General features: G+C 65.2%; 11 protein-coding genes and 1 pseudogene. 4 read left to right on the top strand and 8 right to left on the bottom strand.

Going from position 1 to position 12364, the window contains the following annotated elements:
• Positions 1-203 precede the first annotated feature (203 nt).
• The 3 genes from ACZ5YA_RS29030 to ACZ5YA_RS29020 form a co-directional block, all read right to left on the bottom strand.
• The gene (locus ACZ5YA_RS29030) at positions 204-1790 is read right to left on the bottom strand and encodes an EAL domain-containing protein (protein WP_464091573.1); all 1587 of its coding nucleotides are present in this window, start codon (positions 1788-1790) and stop codon (positions 204-206) included.
• A 98-nt stretch (positions 1791-1888) separates the two neighbouring features.
• Complete coding sequence (locus ACZ5YA_RS29025) at positions 1889-2869, bottom strand: Bug family tripartite tricarboxylate transporter substrate binding protein (protein WP_059373820.1); 981 nt, start codon at positions 2867-2869, stop codon at positions 1889-1891.
• A gap of 144 nt (positions 2870-3013) precedes the next feature.
• Positions 3014-4141, bottom strand: coding sequence for a mandelate racemase/muconate lactonizing enzyme family protein (locus tag ACZ5YA_RS29020; RefSeq protein ID WP_054450128.1), 1128 nt, complete (start codon positions 4139-4141; stop codon positions 3014-3016).
• Between the two features lie 158 nt (positions 4142-4299).
• Between ACZ5YA_RS29020 and ACZ5YA_RS29015 the strand changes: the two genes are divergently transcribed.
• Positions 4300-5178 carry a LysR family transcriptional regulator gene (locus ACZ5YA_RS29015; protein ID WP_059373819.1) on the top strand — a complete coding sequence of 293 codons (879 nt, stop codon included), beginning with the start codon at positions 4300-4302 and terminating at the stop codon, positions 5176-5178.
• Between the two features lie 10 nt (positions 5179-5188).
• On the opposite strand, the gene ACZ5YA_RS29010 is transcribed toward ACZ5YA_RS29015, so the two are convergent.
• Both ACZ5YA_RS29010 and ACZ5YA_RS29005 read right to left on the bottom strand, forming a co-directional pair.
• Complete coding sequence (locus tag ACZ5YA_RS29010; RefSeq protein WP_251877658.1) at positions 5189-6385, bottom strand: amidohydrolase family protein; 1197 nt, start codon at positions 6383-6385, stop codon at positions 5189-5191.
• Between the two features lie 67 nt (positions 6386-6452).
• On the bottom strand, positions 6453-6650 hold the full coding sequence (locus ACZ5YA_RS29005; protein ID WP_013391913.1) for a hypothetical protein: 198 nt from the start codon (positions 6648-6650) through the stop codon (positions 6453-6455).
• Positions 6651-6841: 191 nt separating this feature from the next.
• Between ACZ5YA_RS29005 and ACZ5YA_RS29000 the strand changes: the two genes are divergently transcribed.
• The 3 genes from ACZ5YA_RS29000 (at position 6842) to ACZ5YA_RS28990 (ending at position 9181) form a co-directional block, all read left to right on the top strand.
• On the top strand, positions 6842-7354 hold the full coding sequence (locus ACZ5YA_RS29000; RefSeq protein WP_059373817.1) for an ASCH domain-containing protein: 513 nt from the start codon (positions 6842-6844) through the stop codon (positions 7352-7354).
• 76 nt (positions 7355-7430) lie between these two features.
• Positions 7431-8510, top strand: a complete 1080-nt coding sequence (locus tag ACZ5YA_RS28995) for an IS630 family transposase (RefSeq protein WP_005801445.1) — start codon at positions 7431-7433, stop codon at positions 8508-8510.
• 332 nt (positions 8511-8842) lie between these two features.
• Complete coding sequence (locus ACZ5YA_RS28990; protein ID WP_059373816.1) at positions 8843-9181, top strand: virulence factor; 339 nt, start codon at positions 8843-8845, stop codon at positions 9179-9181.
• Positions 9182-9438: 257 nt separating this feature from the next.
• Here the strand turns inward: ACZ5YA_RS28990 and ACZ5YA_RS28985 are convergent, their stop codons facing one another.
• The 3 genes and pseudogenes from ACZ5YA_RS28985 to ACZ5YA_RS28975 form a co-directional block, all read right to left on the bottom strand.
• Complete coding sequence (locus ACZ5YA_RS28985; protein ID WP_082400638.1) at positions 9439-9687, bottom strand: hypothetical protein; 249 nt, start codon at positions 9685-9687, stop codon at positions 9439-9441.
• 232 nt (positions 9688-9919) lie between these two features.
• A complete protein-coding gene (serS, locus tag ACZ5YA_RS28980; RefSeq protein WP_464091572.1) occupies positions 9920-11278 on the bottom strand; it encodes a serine--tRNA ligase in 1359 nt (452 codons plus the stop codon).
• 42 nt (positions 11279-11320) lie between these two features.
• A pseudogene (locus tag ACZ5YA_RS28975) lies at positions 11321-12307 on the bottom strand (replication-associated recombination protein A); the annotation flags it as partial.
• Positions 12308-12364: the final 57 nt, after the last annotated feature.

Here is a 12364-nt window from a genome sequence, read left to right as displayed (position 1 = left end):
AGCCATATCGACAACGCCAGCAACGGCCCTCCTCCACCTTCGCCGCCCATCAAGCTGTCGTGGCCCGCCATTTCAGAATGTGAATTCTGATTCTATTATTCCGATTTGGCAGACGTGAGAACAATGCGGGATTTCCCGAAGCGATGAAAACGGCACGGCACGGATCCAGGCGACCGATCAGGACAAAGCCGCGCCCCCCGGCCTCACCTCCGCGCGTCGGGCAGCCGGCTGGGCGGCGGCGTGCTGGCCACGTTTTTCTTGTAGTACGCGATGAACTCCGGCGCCGGCATGGGCTTGCCGTACAGCCAACCCTGGCCGAAATCCACCTCGCGCGCTTTCAGGTGGTCTTCCTGTTCCTGGCGCTCGATGCCTTCGGCCACAGTCAGCAGGTTCAGCGACTTGGCCATGTCGATGATGTGGTCCGTGACCTTGTGGGTCGCGGAATCGGTGCCGATGGTGTCGACGAAGGACTTGTCGATCTTCAGCGAGTCGAGCGGCAGCCGCTGCAGATAGGACAGGCTGGAGTAGCCCGTGCCGAAGTCATCGATGGCCACGGCATGGCCTTGCGCACGGGCCTGTTCGATGACGCTGCAGGCCTTGTCCACGTCCATGAAGCCGCGCTCGGTGGCTTCCAGCCAGATCTGCCGCGGATCGATGACCGTGCCTTCCAGCATGCGCTGCAACACCCGCAATGCCCCGCCATCCTTGAGATCGCTGGCGCTCAGGTTGACGGAGATGTGCGCTCCCCGGTCCTCGCCCAGCAGCTCCTCCATATCCCGGATCACCAGGCGAAACACCTCTTCGGTGATGCGGGCCATCAGGCCGTTGTCTTCGGCGATCGAGATGAACAGGTCGGGTCTCAGGGTCTTGCCGCCGCGCCGGATCCAGCGCACCAGCGCCTCGGCGCCGATGCAGCGGCCTGTGCGCAGGTCGATGATGGGCTGGTAGTGGACGACGAATTCCCGCCGCCTGATGCCGGCGGCCAGTTCGCCCGCGATCGACAGGCGCCGGCGCGACAGCCAGACGACCAGCGCGATCATGGCGGCCGCGACCAGCGTCCCCATGGGCAGCCAGAACAGGCGCTCGCGCGGCAGCATGTCCAGCGCTTCGGTCTGCGGTTCGAGCAGGACGACGGCCAGGTCCGCATTGCGCGCGACGGCGCTGAGGTAGGCCTCGTCGATGTCCAGCTTGCCGCCATTCAGCGCCTGCGACACCAGCACGAGATCGGGGTCGTTGCGGGTTCCCAGCATGCCCACGCCCGGCAGGACCACGGCGAGTTGCGCGCCGTCCGTGAGCGCCTTTTCAGTGAACCGGCCGGGTTCGAACAAGGCGCTGTAATCGCCGTGGCGCACCGCCACCATCCTGATGCCGGGACTCAAGACGGGCACCGCATCCAGCAACAGGCGTCCGCCGTTGGTCAGTTCGACCTGGGCCGGAATCAGCGGCTCTTCGTAGCTGGGCACGCCCCAGGTGGTGCACTGGACGATCCCGCCCGCCACATAGGCCAGATCGTCCACGGCCCGGTCCCGCAGGGCCAGCGCCCGCATATGGCGGATGTGCTGGGGCGAACAGGGCTCGAATGCCAGCTCGTCCAGATCGCGTAGCGTGGCCACGGTCTGGTCCAGCAGCTCCTGGGTGTCCCTCAGGATGCGCTGAGCCTGGTCGTCCAGATAGCGCTGCTCGCCCGCGACGGCGCGGGACCAGGACATGTGCAGCGCGAAGCCGATGGGCAACAGGGCCGCGGCGGCGGCGAGAGCGATGGCGATGCCGATTACAAGCTTGCGCGGCATCGAGGCCGTCCCCTGGGATCGCCGGCTGGCGAGGTTATATCTTTTTACACTTTTTGGGGGGCCAATGTCTCCATCAATTTCCGCTCACTGGCGCCGCCTCAGCCCTCCGCCACGATCTTCGCGTCGCGTATGGTCTGGGCGTACTTCTGCTGCTCCTGCTTCATGAAGTCGGCAAAGCGCTGGACGCTGCCGCCGCCGTCCTCCGCCCCCACCTGCGCCAGCTTTTCCTGCACGTCCGGCATCGCCAACACCCGGTCGATGTCCTGGTTCATGCGCTGGACCATGGCGGCGGGCATCTTGCCCGGACCGACCATGCCGAACCAGATGCTGGCCTCGAATCCGGGATAGCCCTGTTCGGCCACGGTCGGCACGTTGGGGTGGCTCTTGGAGCGCTGCTGCAAGGTCTGCGCCAGCGCGATCACCTTGCCGGACTGCACCAGCGGCGTGGCGGTGGTCATGCCTTCGAAGCAGTACTGCACGTGGCCGCCCAGCAGGTCATTCATCAAGGGAGCCGAGCCCTTGTAGGGCACGTGCAGCACGTCGATCCCCGCGCGGGCCTTGAAGATCTCCAGCGCCAGGTGCTGCGCCGAACCGCTGCCGGCCGAACCGAACACGATCTTGCCCGGCTGCGCCTTGCACAGCGCAACCAGCTCGGGCAGCGTCTTGGCGGGTTGCGAGGCGCCGCCAAGCAAGATGGTGGGCGTCTTGCCGACCAGGGCGATCGGCGTGAAGTCGCGCTCCACCGAATAGGCCAGCTTGGGCTGCAGGCCCGGCGCGATCCCATGGCTGTTGACGTGCGCCATCAACAGCGTATTGCCGTCGTTGGGCTGGCGCGCCACCTGTTCGGCGGCGATGATGCCGGCCGCGCCCGCGCGGTTTTCGACGATGACGGGAATATTCCACATCACGCCCAGCTTCTGCCCCAGCAGGCGCGCCAGCACGTCGGTGCCGCCGCCGGCGGGAAAGCCCACCACGATCTTCACCGGCCCCTGCGGCAGGTCTTGCGCCCGCGCCGTCGCCGGCAGGACCAGCGCGGCCCCCAGCGCCGCGGCGCCGGTCATGAATTGCCTACGTTGCATTGCTGTCTCCTCGCGCGCCGGTCCGATGGCCGGCGACTGGTTCTTGGAATACTGTCACTGCTCACCGCTGCCGGCCGTCTGGCGCGGCCTGGCTGCGATGTTCCTGCGCTGCGGCGCGCGGCCGGCAGGCCGCGCCCCCTACCCTCAGCCAGCGACCCGGCTCCACTTGCCGTAGCGCTCGACCATGCGCTCGTCGAAACCGAAACCCAGGCCAGGCTCCTGATGCAGCACCACGCGTCCCTGCTTGTGCGTCAACTGGCGGTCGACCAGTCTGCGGAAGTTCAGGACCTGATCGTCCCAGAAGAATTCGACGTAGCGCGCATTCGGCGTCGCGGCGACCAGCGGCGCATGCACGTCATGGAACCAGTGCGGGCAAACCACGACGCCGTAGCTGGCGGCGGTGGCGGCGATGCGCTTCCATTCGGTGATGCCGCCGCAGACGGCGGCATCGGTCTGCAGGATGCCTGCGGCGCCCTTGTCCAGCAACTCCTTGTGATACCAGCGGCCATAGCCGATCTCGGCGGTGGCGATGGGCAGGCGCGTCAGGCGCGCCAGCTTGGCGTGGCTGTCGATGTCGTCGGGGCCGAAGGGTTCTTCGATGAAGTACGGATCGTACTGTTCGAAGCGGCGGATGTACTGCATGGCCTGCGTCACGTCCTGCCAGGCGTTGTTGCAGTCCATCATCAACTCGACGTCGGGGCCGATGGCCTCGCGCGCCGCCTTCAGGCGCGCCTCTTCCTCGGCCGGGGACAGGCGGCCCGTCTTCATCTTGACGGCGCGAAAGCCCTTATCCACGTAGCTCGCCATTTCTTCGCCCAGGTGCTGGGGCGTCTTGCCGTCGAGGTAGTAGCCGCCGCTGGCATAGGCCGGCACGGTTTCGAGTTCGACCGCGCCCAGATACTTGTGCAGCGGCAGGCCGACGGTCTTGGCGTTCAGGTCCCACAGCGCGATATCCAGGGCGCTCAATGCGCGCATCACCGTGCCTTGCCGGCCTTGCAGCAGGGCTTCCTGGTACATCGCCTGCCACAGGCCTTCGACGGCGAGCGAATCCTTGCCCAGCAGCACCGGACCCAGCAGGTTCTGCACCGCGGCCTCAAAGATGGCGCCGCCGGCGCTGCCCACGTAGCAGAAGCCGATGCCTTCCACGCCGTCGGAGGAACGGACCTTCACCAGGCCGTAGTGCCGCGTCGACACGGTGCGATTCGAAAACGAGGTGACCTTGTCCAGGGGCACCGCGGCGGCGCACACGTCTATGGATTCAATGATGGGCACAACTGGCTCCTTGGTAATCGGGATGGTCGGGCGGGGCCGGCGCGGCATGCGGGGCCTCAACGCTCTGACCGTATTCTTGCCGTGGCCAAAGAAAACAACAATTATCTTCATCCATCTTTAGAATATGGAAAAAGCATCTTTTCAGGAGGGTCCGGCCCGTGGATTCGCGCTTTCTGCAAACCTATGTGCACGTGGTGGAACTGGGCTCCATCGCCCAGGCCGCGCGCCACCAGGGGCTGACGCCCGCCACGGTGCAGCAGCGCCTGCGCGCGCTGGAAGCGGACATGGGCAGCGCCTTGATCGCGCGCTCCGGCCGCACGGTGAAGCCCACGCAGGCCGGCGTGCGGATCCTGGAGCGTGCCCGCGCCGTCCTGCGCGACGTGCGCGACCTGCGTTCGGCTGCGTCCGACACCGAACTGCCGGCCGGTCCGCTGCGCCTGGGCGCCACGCCCACCGCGCTGACCGGCATCATGCCGCCCGTGCTGCGCGCCTGGACTGCGCGCCATCCCCATATTGAAATCTACATAGAACCGGCGCCCACCACCCTGCTCTACGGCAAGGTGCTGTCCGGCGAACTGGACGGCGCGCTGCTGGTGCATCCCTTGTTCGCCATCCCCAAGACCTGCGCCTGGCGCGACCTGCGGCAAGAGCCGCTGGTGCTGGTCACGCCGGCCGACATGAAGGTGCGCGACCCGCTGGAAGTCATCGCGCGCGAACCCTACATCTGCTATGACCGCAGCGTGGTGGGCGGCAAGATGGCCGACGACTACCTGCGCGCGCGCAGCCTGCGGCCGCACGTACGCTTCGAGCTGGATGGAATCGATTCCATTGCCAAGCTGGTGTCGGAAGGATTGGGCGTGGCGCTGCTGCCGGATTGGGCGACCATCGGAGAACCGTCAGCCCGCGTCAGGCGCTGGCCTCTGCCGCCGCCCTGCCCGGTGCGCACCGTGGGCGCGATCTGGCTGCGCTCCGGCGTGCGTTCGGCGCTGATGCAGGCCTTCGTGGAAATGGCCGAGACTCAGCTCGGCCTGGACTAAGCCCGGAAGATCAGTCCTGTGCGTTTGCGTCGCGGCCGTCGCGGGCCACGACCACGCCGCCCGACACCACCAGGCGGCGCGGCGCACGCGTCGCCACGGCTTGCGCAATACAGCTGGCGTCGACCAGCACCAGATCCGCGCGCGAACCCGGCGCCAGGCCATAGTCCGCGAAACCGCAGGCGCGGGCCGCCGCCGCGGTCACGCAATCGAACGCCCATTCGACCTCGTCGTCGCGCCGCAGGTCGTTGCGCAGGCCGATCAGCATGGCGCGCGCCAGCATGTCGGGGCTGCCGTAGGGAGTCCAGGTATCGCGAATGCCGTCGTTGCCGCCGAAGATCGTCACCCCCGCCTCGCGGCAGGCGCGCACGGCCGGCACGGGCCGCGACGGCGGCGCCGTCGTCAGCAAGGCCACATCCAGCGCAGCCAGCCGCCGCAGCAGGCCGTCCAGCCGCTTGGCGTCCACGCCGCCCAGACAGAAGGCGTGGCTGATGACGACCTTGCCCTGCATGCCCAGCGCCTGGACGCGGTCCAGGATCAGGTCCAGGGTAAAGGCGCCCAATTCGCCCGGCTCGTGCAGATGGATATCAACAGGCTTGCGATGCTTGTCCGCCAGGCCGAACAGCACGTCGAGCGACCTCGCCGGATCGCGGTCTATGGCCGAGGGATCCAACCCGCCCAGCACGTCCGCGCCCTGCGCCAGCGCCTGGTCCAGCAGTTCGGCCGTACCGGGCCGGATCAGCAGGCCCGACTGGGGAAAGGCCACGGTCTGGATCTCGACACGTCCGGCCAGCTCCTGGCGCGTGGCATGCACGCCCTCCAGGTGGCGCAGCCCGGCATCGGTATCGATATCCACGTGCGTACGGATGCGGGTCGCGCCTTCGCGCAGGAAGGCCAGCGCCAGGGCGCGCGAATGGCTGGCCGCGTCATGACCGCTGCGGGCGCGCCAGACGCGTTCGTTCTCGATGCGGTCGGTCAGCGCCGGGCCCACTTCGTTCACGTACCAGGGCGAATCCCAGGTGGTCTTGTCCAGGTGCGTATGGCCTTCGACCAGGCCGGGCAGCAGCAAGGCGCCGGCGCCGTCCTCGACAGGCACGCCGGGCGCGGCGGCGAGGCCGGACCCGATGCTCTGGATACGTCCGTCGCGCACCAGCACGTCCACCGCGCCGCCTTGCGGGGCGCGGACATTCTTCAAAAACAGATCGGTCATGGCAGGATTCCAGGCGCCGCGCGTGGCGGCCGGCCTTGCGCAGACCAGGCGGCACGCGCCATCAAGCTCAGGCTTGGGGCGGTTCTATCCAGAAGAAGCGTTCACCCTGGCGGACCATGTCGGCCACGCCTTCGGCGCCGATGCGGTAATCCGTACCCATCAGCGTGGCGCCGCCATCCTCGTGGATATGAATAATGGCGAGCGGGTCGTTTGCCATGGTGTACCAGTAGTAACCCGGCTTGAGATCATGCAGGTTCGTAGTCATGTTTCGAGTATACAAACATCCCCGCGCCGTATTCAAAAAGACACATAAATCCAGGTCATGCCTGACATGATGGCGTTGAGGCGGCATACTTCCCGATTCCAGGCCCAAACCGCCCGCACAGTAGGCATGCGTCGACCAGGCTGTCGCCGCATTGGCGCATATGCTTTGATCGTTGGAGGAACCGCGAGCGTATGAAAAGGCAGTCTCTTCAATTCAGCGAGCCGCTTAAACAAGCTGTTTTGGACGGCCGTAAAGTGCAGAGCCGGCGCATCCTCAAGCCGCAACCGACCAAACTGACCACGGTCTGGTATGCGGACGCTGCGGATTCCGGCAGATGGGTAGCCATGGGCCCGTCGCTGGATCATCCATCCGAATTGCGCAAAACCTCCAGCTGGGTCAGGTGTCCATTTGGAAAATCCGGCGACAGCATCGAATTGACCGACGAAGCCGGCAATACCTTCGCCACCGCCGTTATCGTGGGGGTGCGCGTCCAGCGCCTGCAAACGCTGTCCGAAGCCGATGCCCGCGCCGAAGGCACGCAAGCCTTGTACCAAAGCTCCGCCCTGCTGCCGGGCGTGCCGCTGCAAACCGCCTTCGCCTTGACCTGGTGCGAGCGTTACGGCTCGCATGCCTGGGCTGCGAACCCCTGGGTCTGGGTGGTCGAATTCCGCCGCCAACAGGTCGACGGGGAACAGGACGCCTAGTGTGGTGTCTCAAAAATAGATAGAACTATTTTGACCGGTGTTGGTCGAATCAGCTTCCTTATAGGAGACTACGCTGATGGCCCACCCTGGACGCCCCGCCACGAAGCTGCAGATCACCGATGCCGAGCGCGCAGAGCTGCATGCGCGACTGCGCGTACGCAAAGCGCCCGAGGACGAGAAGCTGCGCATGCGAATCGTGCTGGGCTGCGCAGATGGGGAGTCGGGCACCATGATTGCCCAACGCTTGGGCACGACGGTGCAAACTGTCTCCAAGTGGCGGCGGCGCTACCGGGCGTATCGTCTGGCGGGTTTGACCGATGCCCCGCGCGCTGGCCGCCCGCGCAGTGTGGGCGACGAGCAGGTTCAGCTCATTGTGGACAAGGTTCGCCAGAGCAAGCCTGACAACGCCACGCACTGGAGCGTGCGCCAGATGAGTCGGCACGCTGGCGTATCGCCCGCGACGGTGCAGCGCATCTGGCATGCCTTTGGGCTGAAGCCGCACCTGCAAGAAACCTTCAAGCTATCGACGGATCCCCATTTCGTGGACAAGGTACGGGATGTGGTGGGGCTGTATATGGCACCACCCGATCGCGCCTTGGTGCTGTGCGTGGACGAGAAGAGCCAGATCCAGGCTCTGGATCGCACCCAACCAGGGTTACCACTGACGTTTGGCAAACCCAGCACGCGCACGCACGATTACAAGCGCCATGGCACAACGTCGCTGTTTGCAGCGCTGGATGTGGCCACTGGCAAAGTCATAGGACAGCTCAAGCGCCGTCACCGCAGTGTGGAATTCCTGCAGTTCCTCAAAGCCATCGATGCAGCGGTGCCTGGCGAACAAGACATCCACCTGATCATGGACAACTACGGCACGCACAAGACGCAGGCAGTGCGGGCCTGGCTAGCAGCCCATCCTCGCTACCACGTTCACTTCACGCCCACCTCAGCGTCCTGGCTCAATCTGGTCGAGCGTTTCTTTAGCCAGATCAGCGAGCAGTGGATCAAGCGCAGCGCCCACACCAGCGTTGCTCAGCTGGAGCAATCCATACGGGAATACATTGATCGTCACAACGAGGATCCCAAGCCGTTCGTGTGGCATAAAAGTGCGGACACCATCTTGGCATCTGTGGCGCGGGCAGCGAGTACCATTATTTGATGATTACTTTTGAGACACCACACTAGCCCCGCCCCCAAAAACTGGTGCGCCCGCGCAACGTCGTTACGCGGAAACAGGGGCGGATGGTGACTGCCTGTAACCTGGCTATCCGGCTTCACCTGATTCCAGGCGATTTCAATCCATTTCAATCGCGGCCGCGTCAGAGCGGACCTGCGCTGCTGCGTGGCAGCAAGCCCCATGCCACCTGGACGGGGACGGTTGCGGATTGTCGCGATTGAGGCCGGCCCGCTTACTTCTGCCAGCGCAAAAAGCCCGAAAATAAGCTCAACGAATACTCAACTTTGCTGCGTCACGCGGCAGGCAGGTGCAAGATGAAAAAATGGCTTATCGCTGGTGCTGGTGCCGCTGGTCTGCTGATCTCCAGCGTCGCCCTGGCTCGGGTGGACGTCGGCATCTCGATCGGCATACCGGGGGTCGTGTACCCCGCGCCGGTCTACGTCGCGCCGCAGCCGGTATACGTGCCGCCCCCGCCGCCCGTCTATTACCGCCCCGCGCCGGTGTACGTCGCACCGCCGGTGGTCTATCCGGCGCCGGTGTATTACCGCGGCGGCGGCCGCTACTATGACCGCGGCTACTACTATGGCCGCGGGCGCGGACACGGACACGATTATTACCGCGGCCGGGGCCGCGGACACGACCACGACGATTAAGCTGCGGGCCGCGCGTCAAGCGCAGGCCGGTTGCCCCGGAAACGACAAAGGCCACTCGCAAGAGTGGCCTTTTTTTTCTGCGGGCAATGTCCGGTGCCCGGTGAAATACCCCTCAGGCTGCGGGCGCCTGCACGGGTTTGCCAGCCAGCACGGCCGGTTGCTGCGGGGTTTTGCTGGCCTTGCCATCGCTCCACCGCGGCGTTTCCTGAACGAGATCGATCCAACGGCGGGGCTCGCTCGACGACCGCCACCAACCATTATGCGGACGCATGGGCAAACTCCGGTTCACCGTTGAAACGCACGCCGTTGATGCCTTGGAACAGTTGCAGGCTTTCCTGCTCGGCTTCGTGCAGGCTCGAAAACGGCGCCTGTCCGGGCACGGTCCAGCATTTTTCCGGCGCGGTGCCGCCAACACGGCGGGTCCATATCTGCACGCGGTAGCCCTGCTCGTCTTCCTGAGCCACGGAGCATCTCACACGAAAATCTCCAATCATTCTTGAAGTCATGGGCAACTCCTTGTTATTTAAGTGAATGAAGCGTGTAGCACACGGGGCATATTGTGCCGTAACTATCCGGCCCTTTTATTGGAATACACAATTGCTCACATCATAATCAAACACTCGCGCGGTCAGCTTAATGGCGTGAGGCGACAGGAATATGTACAGATAATAAAAAAAAACGGAGCCCGAAGGCTCCGTCTTTTACTCCGCCAAATGGCGGATGGACAGCTGAAAAACGTCAGGCTTTCGGCGCCGGATTCAGCACCGTCAGGCCGCCCATGTAAGGCTGCAGCGCCTCCGGAATCAGCACGCTGCCGTCGGCTTGCTGGTGGTTTTCCAGCACGGCGACCAGCGCGCGGCCCACAGCCAGACCGGAACCGTTGAGCGTGTGCACATATTCCGGCTTGCCCTGGGCATTGCGGAAGCGCGCCTGCATGCGGCGGGCCTGGAAGGTTTCGCAGTTCGACACCGAGGAAATCTCGCGCCAGGTGTTCTGCGCCGGCAGCCACACTTCCAGGTCATAGGTCTTGGCCGAACCAAAGCCCATGTCGCCCGTGCACAGCAGCACCACGCGGTACGGCAGGCCCAGCAGCTGCAGCACGCGCTCGGCGTGGCCCACCATGTCTTCCAGCGCCTCGTAGGACTGATCCGGCTGGGTGATCTGCACCATTTCGACCTTGTCGAACTGGTGTTGGCGGATCATGCCGCGGGTATCGCGGCCGCCGCTGCCGGCTTCCGAGCGGAAGCACGGCGTGTGCGCCGTAAGCTTGAGCGGCAGGTCGGCGGCAGCCTGGATGGTGTCGCGCGCCACGCTGGTCAAGGTGATTTCCGAGGTGGAGATCAGGTACTGGTCTTCACGCACGTACGGCTTGCCCTGATCGTCGACCTTGGGATCGTCGTCGCCGCCGCCCTTGGACACGGCGAACATGTCGTCCTTGAACTTCGGCAGCTGGCCCGTGCCGTACAGCGTCGAGGCGTTGACGATGTAGGGGGTGTAGCACTCGGTATAACCGTGCGTGCCCGTCTGCAGGTCCAGCATGAACTGCGACAGCGCGCGGTGCAGGCGGGCGATGGGGCCGCGCATGAACGAGAAGCGGGCGCCGGACAGCTTGGCGGCCATGTCGAAATCCAGGCCCAGCGGTTCGCCGATGGCGACGTGGTCGCGGGCCTCGAAGGCCAGGGCCGGCGGATTGCCGTCGGCGTCAGCCGCGCCCGGCAGCCAGCGGCGCACTTCGACGTTGTCGTCGGCGGATTCGCCCAGCGGCACGCTGGCGTGCGGCAGGTTGGGCACCGACATCAGCAGTTCGTTGAGCGGCTGCTGCAAGGCGGCCAGCTCTTCTTCCAGCTGCTTCAGGCGCACAGGCACGGCCTGCGATTCGGCCATGACGGCGCTGGCGTCCTCGCCCTTGGCCTTGAGCTGGCCGATCTGCTTGGCCAGCGCGTTGCGGCGGGCTTGCAGGGACTCGGTTTCGGTCTGGACGGCCTTGCGGCGGGATTCCAGCTCATTGAACCGTTCCGTGTCGAAGGACACGCCACGGCTCTTGAGGCGGTCTACGACGGTTTGCAGGTCTTTGCGCAGCAGTATCGGGTCTAGCATGGTGATATCGGTGAGGTTGCGTGAAGCAACGGGCGGCGCCCGTTACCGTTTCTTGGCGCGTTCCTGCGCGTCCAGCTCGCGCAGGAATGCCAGCTTTTGCTGGATTTTAGCCTCCAGGCCGCGATCGGTCGGCCGATAGAAGGAGGGATTGAGTCCATCGGGGAAATATTGCTCGGCGGCGGCGTAGCCGTGCGGCTCGTCGTGCGCGTAGCGGTAGGCCTTGCCATGGCCCAGCTGCTTCATCAATTTGGTAGGCGCGTTGCGCAGATGGATCGGCACCGGCGCGCTGCCGTGCTCGGCCGCGAACTTGCGCGCCTGGTTGTAGGCGTTGTAGACGGCGTTCGACTTGGCCGCGCAGGCCATGTAGACCACGGCCTGCGCCAGCGCCAGCTCGCCTTCCGGCGAACCCAGGCGTTCATAGATATCGGCGCCGTTCACGGCCAGGTCCGTGGCGCGGGGATCGGCCAGGCCGATGTCCTCCACCGCCATGCGCACCAGGCGGCGCGAGAGGTACTTGGGATCGGCGCCGCCGTCGATCATGCGGCAGAACCAGTACAGCGCGGCGTCGGGGTTGGAGCCGCGCACCGACTTGTGCAGGGCGCTGATCTGGTCGTAGAACGCGTCGCCGCCCTTGTCGAAGCGGCGCAGGTTCTGCGACAGCGAGATCTCCAGCCAGGCCGCGTCCACCGTGTCGCGGCCGGCGGCTTGCGCCGACTCGGCCACCACTTCGACCGCGCTGATCAGGCGGCGCGCGTCGCCGTCGGCCCAGGCCGCCAGTTGTTCACGCGCGTCGGCCTCGACATGGATGCGTTCGCCCTCTTCCAGCCCGTCGTTCAGGGCCTGCACGGCGCGGTCGACCAGTTGCTGCAGTTCCTCGGCGGTAAGCGATTGCAGCACGTACACCCGCGCCCGCGACAACAACGCCGAATTGACCTCGAACGAGGGGTTTTCGGTGGTGGCGCCGATGAAGGTGAACAGCCCGCTTTCCACATAGGGCAGGAAGGCATCCTGCTGCGCCTTGTTGAAGCGAAGTAAAATGCTATGCACCCGTTGATTTTCAAGGGTTTTCAGGTAATCATACGCGCC

It is taken from the genome of Achromobacter sp. JCM 18799 (assembly GCF_055395645.1).
The sequence above is the reverse complement of the archived record's forward strand: the minus strand, read 5'-3'. Positions and strand labels throughout refer to the sequence as shown.